Raw genomic sequence first — 17,948 nt, forward strand, 5'->3', positions numbered from 1 at the left:
TTGCTGAGTATGCGACCAAATGACTAAACCCGCAGCATTAGATGTGGGGATAATCGACAGTTCCAGCTTTTAGACTGCTTCGCAAACATATCTTCCGGGAATGCACCACCCTGTATGTCACTAGCGCTCGGTTTATTTGTTTCGTGATAAACTTTAGAGTTGTAGTTTTGACCAGCGAAAATATCCCCATATACATATAGAGGTTTGTCCATGTAATACTTCGGCTTGTCTGTTGCAAAATGACAAAATCCTGCATTTTTGGGTCCGAGCTCCATTATCCCGCTGCGCGTTTCGATTCTTAGAGTATCACCGTTACCTTTATAAAGCTTGGTTCCGTCATCCCCCAAACGAATTTGACTTCTGAATTTAACCCAGCTGTTTTGGTAATGCATTTGCATTGCCCAGTAATTAGCGATACTGTCTTCACCTAGATGACCCATGCCTATGTAACCAAGGCCATCTCCAGTGTACGATATATGTAATGATGCACTACCTAAGCGACCAGACTCTCCAATCGAAATCCCTGCTGCTTGCTCATTAGTGATATCACCAGATGAGCTACTGAGTAGCGTCAACCATGGTTTCTCTTTTTCAATGGATATGTCACCATAAAAAGAGACATCATCCGTAAAGTTCCAATCACCATAGGCCTTTACGATTGTGTGGTCTCTTAAATAGTTAATATGGAGTGTGTTTTCATTACCTTTTAGCGCTCGTTTCCCACCAATTTTCACATTTTGCAGTTCCAGTTCGATGATGGAATCATCAAATTTGCCCAACTTACTGCTAATGTTAGCCGGAGTTGGCTTGTTGTATGTGCTATAAATATTGGCAAAAAATTCAAATGGCTTAGCATTGTTGCCACTTTGGCATGCAATCCAACATTTGAAACGAAATGTATATCTCAACTCATGGTGATTTCTAAAAACTGGTACATTATTGATAATATCAATAGTCGGATTATTTCCTCCTGTAACCCCATATATTTGTTCAGCACTCCACGTGCTCCCATATTTTGCGAGGCGACCCACAAAGTTGGTCGTGGTGCCTGTTCCATCGGTTAGCCCAAAGATCAATATGTCACATGCTGTCTCTGGCAAATTTGGAAATTCAAGATACCCTTTGCCGGGTATATTTAGAGAAAATGTCCTGTCAAGGAAGTTGTTTGATTCATAACTTATGCGATTCCCAAGTCCGTGTTCTGTCATCTCTTGACGAACTTGGTTATCACCAGCTGCTGCCGCTTCTGGGGTGACAATTAAGTCTTTACGCCCACCTGTAATGACATCCTCATCATCGCAAAAACGCTTTTCCGTTAATACTCTCGCACCGTTGAACGCCATTTCATCGTCAAATACAATTGTACTATTGAAGTCAATTGTATCTGCCACTTCTTGATTGAGCGCAACGTTGTTTAGTAAATTGTAATAGTCTAGACCGAACGGTTCGAATGATCCCGTTCCGCTGTATGTCACCAAATCATGGTGGGCAGCTGAATAATAAAACTCAACGCCACCATAGCGCACCCCACCAATTTCAAACGTACATAAACGAGGTGTGAATTTACTGCCATTAGTTTGTAGGTTGCCTCTCAGGCTTTCTGTATTGTACTTTCTACTAACAGCGACTTGTGAGATTATATTAGGCTCAATCCCGTTAACTCGACTAAATGTTAGCGTACCAATATTCCAAGACTCGTAAGTGCTGGTTGTATTAATCAATTTACATAGTGCGATCACACTTTTTCGATAACTTGTTAACTGTACTTGGTCTGACAAATCAACCGCAATACTTTTGCCGTGCGTGCGACGGTTCAGCTTCACTGTTAGCGCTGACAAATCTTGTGCTGTTGCAAATACTCCGTCGTTAACCTGCCAAGGTAACGTAGGTAAAGTTACATTCAGATCCCCAGCTAGTTGTTGGCTTCTCCAAATTATTGACTTAACACTATAGTCACCGGTATTAGCTCCATCTGTACGCGTCTTGGTTTGCTCGTTTGTATGTACAACCGCAATCAGCACTTCAGTGCCATTGGCTTTTTTTGCTATCGCGCCAAACCAGTTAAAAGTGAAGTTGCCAACATCGTAGCCAAGTACGCTTGATATCACGACTGCATCACCGTCTAAACTGCTGACACGATCAATGGGTTGGTTATGTACAATGTTTGCCGGCACACTATCGCTTAAAATCGGTGAATCTGCATTTAATCCTGATACATGAGCAAAAACCATCTTTGTTATATTGAGGGTTTCTGTTCCTGCAAACACATCATTTTTATATGCAATGCCTGCGCTTGTAATTTTTAATTGGCTCACCCAACTACCTCCTTGTTGTACAACACCAAGCCACACACTTCTGCTGTTGTGATTGCTGTCATTGCATTTAACACGTACCGTCTGCACGTCTTGCCATAACTCGCTATCAGCTCTAGTATCATTCGCTCTCTCCCTGCGAAATTCTTCTCTAGCATTGAGACTTGCACTTGGTCCCAGTCAAATCCGCTTACCCTTTCGTTGACTTCTGCTAGTATTCCAAGACGCCTGAAAATTCTTTCAAGCCCAGCGGCGCTGCCCGCATCAATGGCATTTACATGAGCTAACTGAACTCGTTTTGCGTACATGTTCAGTGGTTCATCCGATAGCCGGCTAACACCTCTTTCCCATGCAAGCAGATCTAATATTTTTTCGCTGGCTTCTGTGCTGTGTTGAATTGTATTCCACCATAGCAGTTGGGAATTGAGCTCATTCCAAAATTCCTCAGTGGCCTTTGCTAACTTTTTAGCATCATCGCCATATATCCAACTTGGTAGGTTAGCCATGTCGTACCACCAGTTCATTTAACTTAGGTAACCAAAACCCTGTGCTTAAGTTGGTTTGATTAAACGATACTCGTGTTAACTCAGGAAATTCGTTGTGTAATTCTGCCGCCAATAAGCTAAAACTAAATGCGGTATTTGGCATGACTCGAGTTGGAGAGTAAGCTGCATTCTCACGAAAGACAGAGCGGATAAAAACACTGATGTCACTGCTAATATCTCGGCTTGCCTCATAGGTGACTGTCATATCAAATGACTGAGTTGGCATTGCAAACACTTTCATGTCATCGGCCAAGCCATGATTACCAGCAGCAATATGGTTATTAATACTGTCTATAATCGCTTGGCTGATTGTTCCTACTGTTAAATAAACATACGCGTTTGCAGTGCCTGGTCCTCGTGGCGCGCCTTTTTCAAGTGCGATATTGTCCATGGGGATCCCGCCTGCTGTTGCGATAATATTCTTGTATACGTCATCCACATGGTATTTACCTAGGTGTGAGAATGCCGCTTTTATTCGCAATCGATAGTTCTCATCACTCTCTACGTACTGCCCGGCTGTGATCAACCAGTCGTCGTCATTTGTGATATTTACACCATCATATTCGCCAGCGACACGAACATAATAGCCAGCACTTAAATTGTATTCATGACCATGAGATTCAGCGACAGCAGTCAGTGAGGCAGTTGATTGGCCTATTGCTAAGACACAATCGCTCTCTGTAACGAGGCGGTATACTTTTCCATTAAGCGGAATGCTTTCTACAATAGTCCCCGCTGGGATCTCTATTTCTTGTGATGCGTCTAAACGGCTTATTTTTAGTTGCCCTCTAGCAGTCACAGCCGTGAGTCTCTCAATATCACGGGCATTACCTTGAATGTCTAACCACTCTTCTTGAGCCAACATAACAAAGCTATTAGGCATTACATGAGTAGTCATCTGTTTGACCAGTTGGGCGGCAGGCTCTGCAACTAACGCTTTTTGTAATCTAAAAAATGGGCTGTATGGACTTTGGTTGTTTACTACAAACCCCGCACTTTTTAGGTGCTCATCAAACTGCGCTGAAAAATCTTCCACGGAGACTGACATACCAGCAGCTCGCATCTCCTTTTCAAAAAGCGCTTTACAATCCATTATCAATCCTTCCGTAATCCCGAGTATCTGCCTCTACATTGATAAGGCCTGCAGTCAATTGTGTGATTTTTATTGTGCCAGGAACTAAACGATCATCTTGTTCAACAATTAGTTCAATTTCAGTGAGTACTTTTGCAATGTGGTCTTTGTTCCTAAGGCCAATTAGCAAAGGGAGTTTTTTACTTTCAATAATCCGGTGCTTAATATCCTGTGCAACCACATCACGATCATTGATTTGTGACGGGTTGAATAGGCTATTTAGCTGAATATCTCCATCAACAATATTGAGGTCTATACGTATCATCCAGCTAACTCCATTAGCTCATCAAAATCTCTCTTCACGTTGTCTGACTTTATGGTGAGAGAGTCAATCATCACGCGCTTCGAGTTATCAGTCGATACTGCTTGGTTGTTTGTTGTGTTCTTGCTTAAGCTTTGTAAAAACTCAGACCTATGCGTTTTCACTTTGTAGCTGTTATTCTGTTGCTGAAGCTCGCTTTTTTGTCTCTCTATTTCTAATGCGCTATTGATTGCTGAGTTGGTAATATTTTGATCTAAATTATTTCTAAGCTTGTCCATTTGCGGCATTAGATTTTTTATTACTATGGCGCCATCGCTACCGAACGCTTGTGTTAACTCGCTGTATTCTTTGGCCGAGTCAATCTCACCATATTTCTCTTGTAGCCTCTCTAGAATGGTAACGATAGGAAGTGCGATGCCTTTGTCACTGTTTAGTTGAATACCTAACTTTTGTTGAGCGTATGGCAAACTTTCTATAAACGATCTGTAGCTGCTACCCGCATTAGCGCCTGACATTGTGTTTTGTAGCTGCCCAAGTACAACGGTTGATTCAGCTTTGCTGATCTGATGAGTAATCGCCGTTTGACCAAGCTCCCGCTGCGCTATCATCATTTGGTCACTGTTTGCCTTATAGAGTTGCTCTGGCAATGGTTGACTTGTATGTTCAACTTTTAATTTTGCTTCGGTATCATCAATCAGACTTAGCTTTTCTAGTATCCAACCAACGCTATCTGCCAAGGCATTAAAAGACGATATAACACTGTCAAAGACACTCATCAACATCTGCCCCCATGCTGTGTCTTTAAATGCGGCAACTAAATCATCCCAGTAATAGATAAGCGCACCGATTGCTGCAATAAGTGCCACGACTCCAGCTACTATCCATGTGATCGGGTTGGTCCAAAGTGCCGCACTAAATAAGAGTGCAGCGAACTTTCCCGCCACCATTACTGCATTTAATGCTCCCATTGCAACAGTGGCTGCGCCTAAACTTGCAACCAAGGCTATCAACCCTGCGATACGTGTAGCGACCAATGCAGCTTGCCAAAGTTTAGTAATGAGTAAGTGTGCTTGTGTTAACGCAATACTAGATAGCATGGTCATACGATACAGCCCCATCACGGCATTAAATGCTCCCATGACAACGACATAAGCAGTAAAAGCCACAACACCTGCAGCAATTAACCCGGTTAGGGTTGGAAACGTTTGAGTTAACCAAACAACGCCTCTCAATATGGCAGATAGTCCATCGACGATAGGTTCAATAATTGGTAAAACTGCTTGTCCGAGGCTAGTCATTGCTGCATTCATTGACCCGCCAAAACGGTCCCAAGAACTGCTCATTGAATTAGCCATTTCAATGGCAACATCCATGTCTTTAATTTGAGCGAGTTGATTAATATTGGATTCTAGTTGCTCTGTTTGAGGGATAAGAAGCTGTAACATTGCAACGGCTTCATCACTGCCAAATGCATTCTTTAACGCATCTGTCTTAGCTACGGTATCTATCTCCCCAAACCGTCCTTTTAGACGCTCAATCACTTGTACCATTGGTAACAACTTGCCTTGAGAATCTGTCAACTGAATGCCGAGTTTTTGCTGTGCGGCCCCCACTCCTGTTAAAAATGCTTTATATTTTGTACCCGCTTCAGACCCTGACATTGTTGCTTGCAGCTGGCCTAGCACCGCCATTGATTCATTCATTTCAATACCGTGCGAGTTTGCGCTAGCACCAAGGCTTGAGAACGCACCCGCCATTTCACTACCAGTGGTTTTGAACATACGCACACTTGCAGCAGTTTGACCTGTGAGCATTTGTATCCACTCAGACTTGCCAACCTCTTTTGCAGTATCTTGGTAAATACCATACATAGTGCCGAAATAATCTGTTGTAGTAGCGGCATCTGACTTTGTGCCTTTGGCGAGAATAGCTGATGAGTTGGTAAACTGTGACAACTCTTTACCATTAAGCCCTGCTATTGCAGATTGGATATCGTAGGAGCTGCGGATCACTTCCGCTGAATTGCCGCCATAGTTACTTACAAAATTCATGGCTGTATTATTGAGTTGAGTTAACGCCTCATTACTTACTTTGAGTGAACTGACTTCACCGAGCGCGTCCTTTGCATCTATCGCAGGATTGAGAGAACCGACAAGCATCATCGCGCCGCCTGCGGCACTCATTAACCCACCCGTCATCTGCTCTTTCGCAGCAGCAGTTTGCTCACTCATCTGATTAATCTTAGCCATGATTTTATTCACAGGCCCAGTGACTTTGTCTACCACACCTATTGAATACATCAGTTTGTCTAATTTACTGAGTGAGCTCATTTAATCATCGCCATTTAACGCCATACATATGCCGTTATTTACGGCAGTGGCTAACAATTCATTTTGCTGGATCTCGAGAAAGAGCGCTTGGGCTAAGCTCTCATCCGTTACTGGCATAGCCCCAAAGTATCGAGCATGGTATGCCAGTAACTGATCAATTCGGTTTGTCTTTATTTGCTTGGCGCGCTCTTCGATTTTTTTACGGTAAAATTAAACTCCGGTTGAAAATCTTCCACAATCGCACTTGCCATATGCAATGCCGCCGCTGGTTGCTGTAGCAGATCTTTCAGTGCTCTTGCTTGTGATTCATCAACAGTAGACATCAAAAAATTCGTCGCCGGCTGAATTTTATTGATTGGAGTTAATGCATTGATGTACTTGTTGTATGCAGGAGTATCAACATTAAACTTGAACTCTGTAGTGTCTGTCTCGATGATGATTGTTTTAGCTAGTGACATTGTCATTACTCTCTTTTAAATCTGCTTGGTCTAGCAGTGTATAACTAAAGTATGGGCCCCATTTTTGAGCTGATAATTCGCAAAGCTCAATAAACTCGTCAAAGTCATTCGGATTTGCAATTACTTGACAGCCCGCAGACCACTTATCCACTTGGGTCGAGGTCGTTGTTGCACTCGCTCGATGACAATTAATGCCAAAGTAGCCTTGCTGTAGTTCTGCATGAGGCGTGGTATTGGTGTCCAACTCGTCGTCCTGGTTGTTATCCCGTAAGACAACTACTGGTTTATGTTGAACAAGTGCGCGGTACTTGCCTTGGTGATAGCCAAGCGTCCAAAGACTTAGGTGTTGCCCAGCGATAAGCACGGCTGTACCGTCTACATTCATTGGATGTTTGCGCCAGTAAAGTCCCGCATCAGTTGTTGCTTTATACTGCTTTAGTTGCCATTCGCCACCTTGTTGGTACAGCACGCAGATCGCATCATTAAATGTATTTGCTCGTGTATTACTGTGGCGAACACCGATGATATTGAGGTTTAATTCTCCCTCAAATATACGATGGCCACATGCACGCATGGTGTTTATCACCATATCTGGGTTTAAGTGTCGAATGGCTTTTGTCATCACAGATCCCTTACTTCATCGTCAGTTAGATAAGGCACACCGTTGATTTTCACAAAATCAGGGCTTGTGATTGGACATTTGATCGTCGTAGTGTCTTCTTCACCACCATCGGCCTTGATGTTTAAAATCTCTTCTAATTGCGGTAAACACCCGAACGCCTCAACGTTCTTTTTACCCGCAGCGACTTCGGCGTTAAACGCAACATCGAAAGGTTCAATCGCTTTCCAGCTCCCTGCTTTTTCCGCTTGAGCTTGCAATATCAACCAGTTCTCATGGTCAAGTTTTAACGTGACTTCACCTTCAACATCACCATCAATAAAGCCTTTTGGTATACCGCGAACCTTTTTAACCTTTCGGCCATCCGTGATTTTTACCGTGGCTTCCATAACATGGACCATTGAATTACCAATGAAGATATCAAAGTCCTTACCACCTAATACCTTTTGCATGTGCGCTCCTTACACTTCTCGGTCTAACATAATCCCAACGATAATGGTGCTCGGGGAGTCAATCGGTTTTACCTTCAGCACAACTTGTAAGGTTCGCTCGTCCATAAACGTTAGATTGATACTGTCGTCTTTCGGCGTGTCGATTAAACCAGGGAACTTATCTGCACCAATGTTTACTGACTTGCTCATATCGCGCAGTGGCTTAGCCAACGTGCGTTTCCCAAACTCAATGCCTGTTGTGCTGTTGTTTAGTCGGCGGTTTTTAATTTGCGGAATTGCAATGATGCGCACCGCGCGTGCGGCTTTATCAACAATGCGGCCTGTTTCGATTTTCTGAAAATCACCACCCTCAGCATCTAGCATGTTGACATCACCAAAATATACGCCGTCAAAATCTGGATAAAATTGCGTACAGCTAAAGCGAAGCGCATCAAGCGCAGATGTAGTTGCGTTAGTTAATGGATTACCCGCAGCATCTTCCGGCAATGGCATGAGTGACATTGCACCAGTTAATACTCGCATTGGGCTGTCAGCAATCGTCACTGAGCGCTTACATAAGCGACCTGTAACCGCGCCCAGCTCATCACCGAATAGTAGAGGAACAACGGCCACCCTATCGCCAACGACACCATTCGTTAACGGCTGTAACGCCGTAACTAAATCCGACCAGTTTTGACCATCAGATAAACCAGGTGCAGCAATAAGAAATCGAACTCGTCTAGCCTGGCTTGATAAGATTTCTAATGCCTTAGCTTGATAGCTCTCAATTTCAGCTTTGCCTGTGACTGGCGTACAGATCACAATGATTTCAGGGCTCACATCTTGGTTCATTGCTTTATCAATGAGCGCCATAACATCATCGCCAGCACCGTGTGGAATTGCATACCCACTCACCAGATCATCACCGTTACGCTGCCAAGCAGCAATTTGTGTTTTTAATGGTGAGTCATCAGCTCCGAATAAATCATCGAAATCACTTTGAGCATTGATGGGTAAAATGTTGCCAATGTTTGCAGGTGCTTGTCCGATAAACAGAGCCGTGCGTTCCACTTCTTTCGTAGCGCCACTACCAGTTTGAATGGCGGCAACGGATACTTTTCCTTGTGCCATGGTCGTTCCTTATTTGCGCTACGCTACTTGCATAGCTTTGTTTAATATAAAATTCAGTTGCTCTTTTTCTTCGGCCTGTGTTTGACCTAAAAAGGAGCGGGCCGGCAAGTCAATTTGCCATTCGCTCTTACCTGAGCTGCCCTTTAACTCTCGGAGCAAAAAACCTGCTTGGCTTTTACTTAAATGCTCTGTGATCCACACAATACTTGCGCGTTTAGTACCTTTGCCTTTGCCGCGCGGTATTTTGTAACCCGCTGCAATTAATGCTCTTGCTTGGTTGCGGGTTGCCAGGCCTTCCTTACGCTGCTCACCTTTGTTTTTTGGCACTTGCGCAGTAATGCTTATTCCCTCTTGCTGCGCTCTAGCTATTTTGCCAGTGCGTGTATCTTTAAAATAAACGCTGGCGTTATTTGGTCCGTACCGCACTTTCATTCGACGCTTTAGCTTGGTAAGCATTTTTTTCTTGCGCCCGTTAGCTCGGCCTTTCCACGCTTTACCCGTTAAGTCTTTTTGTTGGGTTATTCGCCCTTTACTACTGCGGTTCGCGGCTCTTATCGCACCCCGCAACAAGTTACGTCGTTTATTTGGCTTGAGCTGTAAAAACGCTAACTGCTCTTTGCTTTGGCCTTCGTCAAATTTGACGTTAAGCACGGCTTACTTCACCATGCAGTGTGAATGCTTCAGCTATCCACAGGCTTTGCTCACCAAAGTCATAACACTTGCCATTTAATTCAAACGGGCCATTGTCGGTTTGAATAAGCTCAATATCCTCACAAAGCTGCTCTATCGTTAGTTCAACTTCGTTGCTGTTGTCGTCATTAACGTCAGCGCTAAATTCAATGCCTGTGCTGTCATACCTACCGCCATTGGTTTGCAACCAAAATGATGCAAACGCACATATCAATGCAGCCGGTGCAGCACAGGGGTTTATGCTAATACCCCCTGAGTAATAAAATCGTGCAGCTAATAAACCGTTGCCATTGACAGTTTTACTGCTTGGCTCAATTCGCCCGCCTTCAATCCAACAATCAAATTGCGTTTCTAGCGCTAGTTTGTGGCCTTGGTATACCGCACTCACTAAGTGCTGCTTAAGCTTGGCTATTTTGCTCTGGCTCATAGCAGATCCACAGATAAGTTGGGGCTGAGCGCCTGCAATAGTCTCAGTGCATTGACGCTTTCACTTTGCCAATATTCGTAATTATCAATGGCGGCTTGTGATTGCGCTGTTGCATTATCGCGGTGCGTGCTGCCCAGTTTACTCACTAGCAAGTTGGCTTTGGCCTTGCTGTAAACAGCATTTTTGTAGAACAGCGCTTGCTGTGGGTGCAGTGCTTCAGCGTTAGTTAGCACGACCTGCATTAGCATTTGGTTGACCTCTGCTTGAGCAAGCTTTAGCTTTTCAACCAGCAATTCGCTTTTATTGGCGTATTCACCGGCAACGGCATAATGCTCAATAAAATAAGCAGTACTTAAATCAGGGTAATAACCATCGCCAGGGACAACCTGATCATCAATTTGCAAATCTGCTTTTGGCATTCCACTTAAGTTCATCACTTACCCTTGCTATTTGTGTGGGCGCCACTTAGACGTAAGCAGCCAATCAAATACTGTTAACTGGTTACGCTAAGTTGCCCACTGGCGTTGGAGCTATTTCAAGTTTTTTTCTAGCTTTTCGACGAGTGTTTTTACACCCGCTTTCTCATTAATCTGTTGTGCAATCTTGCCAAACCGAATGGCATTACCGTTGTTATGCAACGTGGCCTCTATTTTGGTAGCAATCGCATAGAGCTTGCCGCCCGCGATTTCGCTTCCAGTCCAGTCTTGATTGCGAGTGGCATAAATAACTCGCTGGAGTGTGAATGCCATGCTTGCCAAATCTTCCACTGTGCAGCTGTTTTGTAAGTACCAGTTGGCATCGTCGTACAGCTGATCTATTAAAAAGGTCGGCCAGTGCTTGGTGTTAAATTGTTTAGGTAGCGGTTGTTTTTGCTCGATCAGCAATGACAATAGTTCAATCGCCTGAGACCAGCGCTTTAAGTCGACTAGCCAAATAAACACCCAAGCTAAAACTAGGTTTGGATGATTGTCACCACTTAACCGGTATTGGTTTAAGTAACCTATGTAATCGTTCTTCTCGATTGCTTTGGCTTTATAGTCAGCTTTGTCGCTAATATCGCCGAATGTTTTTAGCTGAGCCAAGTCTGAGTCAATGGCCGCTTTAAAAAACGCGTACTCGGTATGCTCACTTTTGCGGTTTTGCGCTTTGCTTGTTGCTGGCGCACTACTTTCATTGCTTGTTGGCACTTCGCCTTTTGTTTTGGCTAACGCTCGTTTGACTAAGCTCATATAAAAACACTCTCTAAAAAACGCCGCTTGTAAACTGCCAAGCGGCGAAGCTCTACCTCAAAGGAAATTAAGACCAGTTACCGTCGGCATCTTTATGGATTTTTACGGAGTCAGACTCGATGAAGACGATTTTTTCTAGGTCTTCAACGTAATAACAGGCGTTACGCGACTCGTAATCTTCCACTCGCTTTTTCTTGGCATTGTTTTCAATGCTCATTCGTGTTGAGCCCGACTGAACATAGTGACTTAAATTGTCAAAGCTCGTGACCAAAATGCCGCGCGGTGGAAAGAACGACACTTGAAAACTAGGCAAGCCGCCGTAAGTGTTGATCACCTGTGACATTTCAACTTTTTCTTTTTCGCTTGGAGTGTGGGCGTTTTTGGCGTAATGCTTGCCCTTGTCTTGCGAAATAAGTTCATCACCAATAATGGCAACCAAACCTACACGCTTGTGCAACGGGATCCCTTGAATTAAGTCGTGCACGGCGCAATCGAGGTTTTCGTAATCACCGCCTTCGCCAATGCGCACCTCTCCGGCAACTTCACCCTCTGTGATTACGCGCTCTGCCGCGTCGCGGCGAACCAATTGCAACCAACCAATGTTGACGTCTTGCATCATGGGGTGTTCGGTCAGATTTGTTACTGTTGCGACATGCGTGCCATACCAGCCGATTTTGATAATATCGAGTGCTTTTTGCTGGCGAACATGGTTACGATAACGATTATGAAAATCAGGGAACTTAGACCAGGCATCCATTTTTGCCCAGGTTAAATGCACGTCGATTTCTTCTTCATAACAACGGTATTCGCGTTTGGTTAAACCCGACACGTCTTTAGTTTTACGCTCGTTGTTACCGTCTTCGTCTACACCTGCACGGCCAGTAACACCTGAGCCCGCAGACATAAACACCGATTGACCCACTAAGTCATCAACTAACGCATGGTTAATGCGAGTTAAAAACTCAGCCGATTCATACACCGCATCATAAAGCTTTTGCTCAATTGTCGGTTCTACCGCAAAGTTATCAGACACACTTGCAACACCGTAGTTGCTTGCAAGCGCCACACAAATGGCATTGAAGATTTGAGTTGTTTTAGGTCGCATTGCTGTTTCCTTACAATAAGTTGCTATATTTACCGTCGTCGCCGGTATGCTCGTCGTCGGCTTCGGTAGTGCCAGCGGCTTCCGTACTTGAGAGTTCAGTAAACTTGTTTTCAAGCGCATTAAACTTCTCTTCTTGCTCATCGAGCTTTTTGTTTAGCTGGGTGAGCTGCTCCGTCAGCTCTAGGTTTGTGGCATCACTGCCTTGGCCTTCATCCTGTTGGCCCTGAGCTTCCTGCTCATTATTTTTCCCAAACTCTTTGATACTCGACGTAAGCTGAGTAAATGCAGGGGTAAGCGCCTCGGCAACTGCGTTACCAATTTCGGCTTTATCTTCTTTCGTTAATGGCATGGGTTCATCATCCTTGCTGAATAGGTTTCTAAAAAATGGTTTTTTAGCTGGCTTTTCACTTTGGCTATGTAGGCCTAGTCCAAGGTCTGCGCGTAAAAAAGAAACGTCCGTGTTATCTGCGCCCTTATTAAATTTGGCTCTTGATGTGTAGGTGCTTGCTGGGTAATCAGTGACGGCTAAACCTGTAAGGTAGGTTTTTCCAGTACCCATAAAATTGCGGTCAATTTCAATGGAAAAGTAAACATGCTGATCGGCTTGGTTTAGTTGCACAAAGCTAGCATTTGGCGCTAGCACCGCTTTTAAAACTTGTACGCCATCTTCGTTAGTGTCGGTGCTCACCTCAATCACATCGCCTAGCATACCGCCCGTTAGCTTAACCGATGATAATGCTTCGGCTTTCCAGCCAGACCAATCTGCATAATGGTCAATATTAATGCGGGCGCCATACTTTTTAGGATTGTACGTCTCAACAATATCGTTAATGTCTTGCTCTTCGATTTCTCGCCCGTCTACTGTTAAACCAGCAGCTGCAATAGCAAGCGGTATTGTGCGTAATTGACCTGGCATTGATTAACCTGTTTAATGCGTTGCGTTATTAAGTTAGGCCAAGTTTGCACACAATAAATGATTAATTCTAATGGTTTAACTTTTTGAAATTCCTATATTTAGCTTTTAGGAATAGCTAGGGTTTTAATTGGACGATTTAGCTACTTTTAGCCCTTAAACTGTACGAATTAGAGGATGAATTATGGTGCAGGATGCAACCAAAGTACGGGCCAGAGGTACGCAAACAAGCGCAAGACTTATATGTGGTACAAGGCTACACGTTTGACGAAATAGCAGATTTGCCAAACATGCCGAGTGCGCGCAGCATTCGCCGCTGGGCTGATGATGGTAAATGGGCAGATATGTGCCCGAGTTACAATGCTGAAATGGCATTTAGCCGCCGTATTAATATCCTAACCGACAAACCTGAAAAGACCGAAGCTGATTATAAAGAGCTAGAGTTTTGCACTCGCCAGCTCTGTGCACTAAACAAAAGTAAACTTGCACCGGCACCTAAACAACGAGCATCCAACGACGGGCAACCAGAAGGTAATAGCTCCGCAGCCGGTAGCAAAAAGAAGAAGAAAAAGAAAAACGACTGCTCAGCCATCACGGTTGAAATGCTCGACGAACTAAAAGAAAAGTTACTTTATCCGCACCAACTCCATTGGTTTGAGAACCAAGACCACCGAAGCCGCTTTATTTTAAAACCGCGCCAAATTGGGGCCACATTCTATTTTGCATTCGAAGCGTTTTATGATGCCGTTGTAAATGGCCGCAATAAAATCTTTATATCTGCATCGCGCGACCAAGCAGAAGTATTCAAAGCCAATATCATCGCTCTGGTTCGTGAGCACTTTAATATTGAGCTCACTGGCTCACCTATGGTGCTAACGCTCAAAGGTGGCAAAACAGTTAAGCTTATTTTCAAATCAACCAATGCAAGAACAGCACAATCGGAAAGTGGCGACCTATATATAGATGAAGTGTTTTGGATCCCCAAATACAAAACCCTTCGTGGCCTTGCTCAAGCAATGGCAACACATAAGCACTTACGCATTACTTACTTCAGCACACCCAGTGTTACCAGCCATGAAGCCTATGACCATTGGAATGGTAAGTGGTATCGAAAAACCAAAGCCTGTAACGATCCTGAATTTGCAATTGATTGTAGTCATAAAGCACTAAAAGATGGTCGATTATGTGAAGACGGCATTTGGCGCCAGATGCTTAACGTGCATGATGTAGTTAACTCAGGCTTTGACCGTATTGATATTGAGGTACTTGAAAACGAATACTCACAAGACGAGTTCGACAACTTGTTTATGTGTAAATTTATCGACGATGCACACTCGGCATTTAACTTAAAACAACTAATGGCCTGCGTGGGCGACTCAACAAAATGGGATGACTTTGACGATGAATACGAACGCCCATTTGGCTTAAAACCTGTAGTAATTGGTTTTGACCCTGCACGCTTTGGAGATAAAGCCTGTGTTGCAGTGTTGAGCCTACCCATGAAACCAGGCGAAAAATTTAGGTTACTAGAAGCGCTTGATTTGAGCGGTAACGATTTTGAGGCAATGGCACGCGAAATAGAAGAGCTCACGCACAAATACAATGTACAGCACATCGGAGTTGACACCACAGGTATGGGTTATGGCGTGTGGGAACTAATAACCGCGTTCTTTCCAAATGCTGAGCCAATACACTACAACCCGATCATTAAAAACCAAATGGTCATTAAAGCGCTTAACGTGATTAAAAATCGCCGTTTTGAGTTTGATAAAGACGCTGTGAATATTGCCAGCTCATTTATCAACATTCGTCGCAAGGTAGTTGGCGACCAAATCACCTATGCCACAAACCGCACTGAAACAACGGGCCATGCCGATATTGCATGGGCAATTATGCACGCCATGAAATTTGAACCTTTAGACGGTAACACGATGGGCCGTCAAACATCTGTAGGGATAGCAGCTTAATGGATAAGCCAAGGATAAATGTAAAAAGTGGCGAGACGCCAAACTATACAGCAATGAGCGATGTATTTAGTTTTGGCGATCCCGAACCATGTTTAGATAACCGGTTGACCGATTACACCGGAGTATTTGCAGACAGTAACGGTATTTACGCACCACCCGTTAGTTTATATGGACTGGTAAAGTTGTTGCGAGTTAATGCCCAGCATGGGCCTATTTTAGGCTTTAAGCGCAACATGATTTTAAAGTGGTTTAAACCCAACTCAGTTCTTAGCAACGAAGCATTCAAAAAATTCGCTTATGATTATTTATGGTCTGGTAACGCGTACCTGCAGATCATCAAAAACCCATTCGGTCAAATAATCCGGTTGCGCCACCTGCCTGCACTAACTATGCGATACACAACTGAGCGCGGGGTATATGCGCAGCTCAGTAATAACCACTTAGAACCCATTCGCTTTAAAGCCGGTGAAATATTACATGTAAAGGAATACGACCCGGCTCAGGGAATTTACGGCATACCTGAGTATTACGGCGGTATTCAAAGCGCCCTACTCAATGAGGACGCAACACTATTTAGGCGCCGTTATTACAAGAATGGCGCTCACATGGGTTTTATATTTAGTATGGCCGATCCTAATTTAAGCACTGATGATGAAGCCAAGCTCAAAGATGCAATTAAAGACAGTAAGGGCGTGGGTAACTTTAGAAGCTTGTTCTTCAACTTTAGGAGTAATAAAGCCGACGCTGAGAAGTCTATTAAGATCACGCCTGTAGGCGATATCTCTACAAAAGATGAATTTGAACGTATTAAAAAAATCACACTCAATGACATGCTGAGCATGCACCGTGCGCAAGAAGCATTGAGCGGCCAAAGCTCCGGAGATAGCCCGGGCTTTGGTGATTTGGATAAAATCACTCGAGCGTATTACAACAATGAGGTAGTGCCTCTTCAACAAACGATGGCAGGCATTAATCGCTACTTACCAGCCCATTTGCACATTGCTTTTGACATTCCGGAATACTCTGATTTATACCCTAACAAGGACAAGGCCGCATGATAGATATGGAATATCTAAAACACATTTTTCAGTTTGTGGTGATCAGCATGGTCGCTGCCGCAATACAACTTTATTTGAGCCCGCATGCGTTCACCTTTGCACGCTACTTTTTTAATGCGCTAATGGCATTGCTTGCAGCTTATTTGGTATCGAGCTTTTGTGACTTCTGGCAAGTAGCCGAAAGCGCTCGACCAGGCTTTATTGGCGTAGGCGCTTACTTGGCTCCCCACCTATTCAATGGATTAAATAATTTAGGTCAGCGATTCAGCAAGGATCCGCTGAAAGTCATAAACCAATTAAGGAGAAAGTAATGGGTTTGCTATCAAAAGTACTATCGTTCTTTACCAACCCTGTGGCGGACTTAACAGGCGGCTACCGTGAGCGTAAACGAATAGCAGCTGAAACAGCAGCTGCCGTGGCAAGCGCTGAAGCTAATTTTAAGATTGCACAATTTAATGCTAAAGCCCGACGCTGCGAACAAGCGGAACAAAATGATTCCGACTATGATCTGCTGGTATTAAAAAACCGTGACAAAACCATAATGGATGAAGTGATAATTCTGTTCTTTTTGAGCTTATTTATTTGTCACTTTATACCAGAAATGCAACCATACATGGCTGCTGGCTGGAAGGCCATGGGTTACACCGGTGCACCTTGGTATTTTGAGTTTGTCATTGTTGGGATTGCCGTTTCAACGCTTGGACTTATGCGATTATTTAGAGCTTTCTGGACCAAGCGAAAAGCGTAAGTATTAATCTATTGAGACCTACGAGCTTAAGCTTTTTCTATTAGCTTAAGCTCAATTTCATTATTGCTTCCTACTATAATTTCCAACAATCCCCCTTTGCTTTTTGCCTCTTTAGCTAGAGGCGCTAAATCCATTTTGGAAACTTCATTTTGACTTACACGTTTTATCGCACTCAGTGAGATTTCATATTCACCACACTCTACACCAGAACAAATATAATGGCGTCGGTTTCCATGGTCAGTTTCAACATATGTCGACGGCTCACTGCACAACAAACACTTTTCTTTTATAACTTTAGACATCTTATTTCCTGTTCAGTTAACGTCTGAGCTGCTATGAGGTTCTTGCTATCTCAAGTCAATCTCTTTAATAAGCTCAATTATTAAGGCTTTTTCTTCTAGCTTATTTAAGGCCGCAGAAAGATTAGGTAATTCTACACCATTAATCATTGCTGCGGCTTTCTTATCCATCCCTTTTACCAAATAGTCAAAAAGCGCACTAATAATACTTTCACTTTGAATTCGAGTGAGAGACAAAAGCAATTCAAAACGCTCTTGGCTCTGCATGCCTTTAAAAAGGTATTTCATAAAA

Annotated in this window: 21 protein-coding genes; 4 read left to right on the forward strand and 17 right to left on the reverse strand. The window is 43.7% G+C overall.

The features are described 5' to 3' along the window. Positions 1-23: 23 nt before the first annotated feature. The 15 genes from GSF13_RS16440 to GSF13_RS16510 form a co-directional block, all read right to left on the reverse strand. Entirely contained in the window at positions 24-2,315 is a 2,292-nt protein-coding gene (locus tag GSF13_RS16440) for a phage tail protein (RefSeq protein ID WP_211866326.1), read from the reverse strand. After that, positions 2,312-2,818 (reverse strand): phage tail protein, encoded by a 507-nt coding sequence (locus tag GSF13_RS16445; RefSeq protein WP_211866329.1) that lies wholly within the window; start codon positions 2,816-2,818, stop codon positions 2,312-2,314. The genes GSF13_RS16440 and GSF13_RS16445 overlap by 4 nt, the downstream gene beginning before the upstream one ends. Then, positions 2,811-3,950 (reverse strand): baseplate J/gp47 family protein, encoded by a 1,140-nt coding sequence (locus GSF13_RS16450; protein ID WP_211866331.1) that lies wholly within the window; start codon positions 3,948-3,950, stop codon positions 2,811-2,813. Before GSF13_RS16450 ends, GSF13_RS16445 begins: the two co-directional genes overlap by 8 nt. Continuing rightward, positions 3,940-4,254, reverse strand: coding sequence for a DUF2590 family protein (locus GSF13_RS16455; protein ID WP_211866333.1), 315 nt, complete (start codon positions 4,252-4,254; stop codon positions 3,940-3,942). The genes GSF13_RS16450 and GSF13_RS16455 overlap by 11 nt, the downstream gene beginning before the upstream one ends. Then, on the reverse strand, positions 4,251-6,581 hold the full coding sequence (locus GSF13_RS16460) for a phage tail tape measure protein (protein ID WP_211866335.1): 2,331 nt from the start codon (positions 6,579-6,581) through the stop codon (positions 4,251-4,253). The genes GSF13_RS16455 and GSF13_RS16460 overlap by 4 nt, the downstream gene beginning before the upstream one ends. Positions 6,582-6,751: 170 nt before the next feature. Then, on the reverse strand, positions 6,752-7,045 hold the full coding sequence (locus GSF13_RS16465; RefSeq protein WP_235367700.1) for a putative phage tail assembly chaperone: 294 nt from the start codon (positions 7,043-7,045) through the stop codon (positions 6,752-6,754). After that, positions 7,026-7,661 carry a hypothetical protein gene (locus GSF13_RS16470; protein ID WP_211866337.1) on the reverse strand — a complete coding sequence of 212 codons (636 nt, stop codon included), beginning with the start codon at positions 7,659-7,661 and terminating at the stop codon, positions 7,026-7,028. Before GSF13_RS16470 ends, GSF13_RS16465 begins: the two co-directional genes overlap by 20 nt. Next, the gene (locus GSF13_RS16475; RefSeq protein ID WP_039497824.1) at positions 7,661-8,110 is read right to left on the reverse strand and encodes a phage protein; all 450 of its coding nucleotides are present in this window, start codon (positions 8,108-8,110) and stop codon (positions 7,661-7,663) included. Before GSF13_RS16475 ends, GSF13_RS16470 begins: the two co-directional genes overlap by 1 nt. A 9-nt stretch (positions 8,111-8,119) precedes the next feature. Continuing rightward, on the reverse strand, positions 8,120-9,220 hold the full coding sequence (locus GSF13_RS16480) for a DUF2586 domain-containing protein (RefSeq protein WP_211866339.1): 1,101 nt from the start codon (positions 9,218-9,220) through the stop codon (positions 8,120-8,122). A gap of 18 nt (positions 9,221-9,238) precedes the next feature. Next, the gene (locus GSF13_RS16485; protein ID WP_211866341.1) at positions 9,239-9,871 is read right to left on the reverse strand and encodes a phage virion morphogenesis protein; all 633 of its coding nucleotides are present in this window, start codon (positions 9,869-9,871) and stop codon (positions 9,239-9,241) included. Beyond that, entirely contained in the window at positions 9,864-10,337 is a 474-nt protein-coding gene (locus GSF13_RS16490; RefSeq protein ID WP_211866343.1) for a phage tail protein, read from the reverse strand. Before GSF13_RS16490 ends, GSF13_RS16485 begins: the two co-directional genes overlap by 8 nt. Beyond that, positions 10,334-10,771: a head completion/stabilization protein gene (locus GSF13_RS16495; RefSeq protein WP_211866345.1), complete on the reverse strand. Its 438-nt coding sequence runs from the start codon at positions 10,769-10,771 to the stop codon at positions 10,334-10,336. The genes GSF13_RS16490 and GSF13_RS16495 overlap by 4 nt, the downstream gene beginning before the upstream one ends. A 96-nt stretch (positions 10,772-10,867) precedes the next feature. Continuing rightward, a complete protein-coding gene (gene gpM, locus GSF13_RS16500; RefSeq protein ID WP_211866347.1) occupies positions 10,868-11,566 on the reverse strand; it encodes a phage terminase small subunit in 699 nt (232 codons plus the stop codon). A gap of 67 nt (positions 11,567-11,633) precedes the next feature. Continuing rightward, complete coding sequence (locus tag GSF13_RS16505; protein ID WP_099029175.1) at positions 11,634-12,671, reverse strand: phage major capsid protein, P2 family; 1,038 nt, start codon at positions 12,669-12,671, stop codon at positions 11,634-11,636. 10 nt (positions 12,672-12,681) lie between these two features. Further along, entirely contained in the window at positions 12,682-13,587 is a 906-nt protein-coding gene (locus GSF13_RS16510; RefSeq protein WP_211866349.1) for a GPO family capsid scaffolding protein, read from the reverse strand. 191 nt (positions 13,588-13,778) lie between these two features. Between GSF13_RS16510 and GSF13_RS16515 the strand changes: the two genes are divergently transcribed. Genes GSF13_RS16515 through GSF13_RS16530 form a run of 4 tightly spaced genes read left to right on the forward strand, consistent with a single transcriptional unit; the run spans position 13,779 to position 17,357 of the window. After that, complete coding sequence (locus GSF13_RS16515) at positions 13,779-15,551, forward strand: terminase family protein (protein WP_211866351.1); 1,773 nt, start codon at positions 13,779-13,781, stop codon at positions 15,549-15,551. Next, on the forward strand, positions 15,551-16,609 hold the full coding sequence (locus GSF13_RS16520) for a phage portal protein (protein ID WP_211866353.1): 1,059 nt from the start codon (positions 15,551-15,553) through the stop codon (positions 16,607-16,609). The genes GSF13_RS16515 and GSF13_RS16520 overlap by 1 nt, the downstream gene beginning before the upstream one ends. Beyond that, positions 16,606-16,920 carry a hypothetical protein gene (locus tag GSF13_RS16525; RefSeq protein WP_039497804.1) on the forward strand — a complete coding sequence of 105 codons (315 nt, stop codon included), beginning with the start codon at positions 16,606-16,608 and terminating at the stop codon, positions 16,918-16,920. Before GSF13_RS16520 ends, GSF13_RS16525 begins: the two co-directional genes overlap by 4 nt. After that, positions 16,920-17,357, forward strand: coding sequence for a hypothetical protein (locus tag GSF13_RS16530; protein ID WP_211866355.1), 438 nt, complete (start codon positions 16,920-16,922; stop codon positions 17,355-17,357). Before GSF13_RS16525 ends, GSF13_RS16530 begins: the two co-directional genes overlap by 1 nt. A gap of 26 nt (positions 17,358-17,383) precedes the next feature. On the opposite strand, the gene GSF13_RS16535 is transcribed toward GSF13_RS16530, so the two are convergent. Then, positions 17,384-17,659, reverse strand: a complete 276-nt coding sequence (locus GSF13_RS16535; protein ID WP_211866357.1) for a hypothetical protein — start codon at positions 17,657-17,659, stop codon at positions 17,384-17,386. Positions 17,660-17,704: 45 nt separating this feature from the next. Further along, positions 17,705-17,944, reverse strand: coding sequence for a PapB/FocB family fimbrial expression transcriptional regulator (locus tag GSF13_RS16540; RefSeq protein ID WP_211866365.1), 240 nt, complete (start codon positions 17,942-17,944; stop codon positions 17,705-17,707). Between the last annotated feature and the right edge of the window lie 4 nt (positions 17,945-17,948).

This window comes from Pseudoalteromonas sp. M8, assembly GCF_018141365.1.
GTDB lineage: Bacteria > Pseudomonadota > Gammaproteobacteria > Enterobacterales > Alteromonadaceae > Pseudoalteromonas.

Excerpts from the sequence above, each read along its gene's own strand:
- GSF13_RS16445 (WP_211866329.1), bottom strand. The coding sequence starts at position 2,818 with ATGGCTAACCTACCAAGTTGGATATATGGCGATGATGCTAAAAAGTTA.
- GSF13_RS16450 (WP_211866331.1), bottom strand. The coding sequence starts at position 3,950 with ATGGATTGTAAAGCGCTTTTTGAAAAGGAGATGCGAGCTGCTGGTATG.
- GSF13_RS16455 (WP_211866333.1), bottom strand. The coding sequence starts at position 4,254 with ATGATACGTATAGACCTCAATATTGTTGATGGAGATATTCAGCTAAAT.
- GSF13_RS16460 (WP_211866335.1), bottom strand. The coding sequence starts at position 6,581 with ATGAGCTCACTCAGTAAATTAGACAAACTGATGTATTCAATAGGTGTG.
- GSF13_RS16465 (WP_235367700.1), bottom strand. The coding sequence starts at position 7,045 with ATGACAATGTCACTAGCTAAAACAATCATCATCGAGACAGACACTACA.
- GSF13_RS16470 (WP_211866337.1), bottom strand. The coding sequence starts at position 7,661 with ATGACAAAAGCCATTCGACACTTAAACCCAGATATGGTGATAAACACC.
- GSF13_RS16475 (WP_039497824.1), bottom strand. The coding sequence starts at position 8,110 with ATGCAAAAGGTATTAGGTGGTAAGGACTTTGATATCTTCATTGGTAAT.
- GSF13_RS16480 (WP_211866339.1), bottom strand. The coding sequence starts at position 9,220 with ATGGCACAAGGAAAAGTATCCGTTGCCGCCATTCAAACTGGTAGTGGC.
- GSF13_RS16490 (WP_211866343.1), bottom strand. The coding sequence starts at position 10,337 with ATGAGCCAGAGCAAAATAGCCAAGCTTAAGCAGCACTTAGTGAGTGCG.
- GSF13_RS16495 (WP_211866345.1), bottom strand. The coding sequence starts at position 10,771 with ATGAACTTAAGTGGAATGCCAAAAGCAGATTTGCAAATTGATGATCAG.
- gpM (WP_211866347.1), bottom strand. The coding sequence starts at position 11,566 with ATGAGCTTAGTCAAACGAGCGTTAGCCAAAACAAAAGGCGAAGTGCCA.
- GSF13_RS16505 (WP_099029175.1), bottom strand. The coding sequence starts at position 12,671 with ATGCGACCTAAAACAACTCAAATCTTCAATGCCATTTGTGTGGCGCTT.
- GSF13_RS16510 (WP_211866349.1), bottom strand. The coding sequence starts at position 13,587 with ATGCCAGGTCAATTACGCACAATACCGCTTGCTATTGCAGCTGCTGGT.
- GSF13_RS16515 (WP_211866351.1), top strand. The coding sequence starts at position 13,779 with ATGCAACCAAAGTACGGGCCAGAGGTACGCAAACAAGCGCAAGACTTA.
- GSF13_RS16520 (WP_211866353.1), top strand. The coding sequence starts at position 15,551 with ATGGATAAGCCAAGGATAAATGTAAAAAGTGGCGAGACGCCAAACTAT.
- GSF13_RS16525 (WP_039497804.1), top strand. The coding sequence starts at position 16,606 with ATGATAGATATGGAATATCTAAAACACATTTTTCAGTTTGTGGTGATC.
- GSF13_RS16530 (WP_211866355.1), top strand. The coding sequence starts at position 16,920 with ATGGGTTTGCTATCAAAAGTACTATCGTTCTTTACCAACCCTGTGGCG.
- GSF13_RS16535 (WP_211866357.1), bottom strand. The coding sequence starts at position 17,659 with ATGTCTAAAGTTATAAAAGAAAAGTGTTTGTTGTGCAGTGAGCCGTCG.
- GSF13_RS16540 (WP_211866365.1), bottom strand. The coding sequence starts at position 17,944 with ATGAAATACCTTTTTAAAGGCATGCAGAGCCAAGAGCGTTTTGAATTG.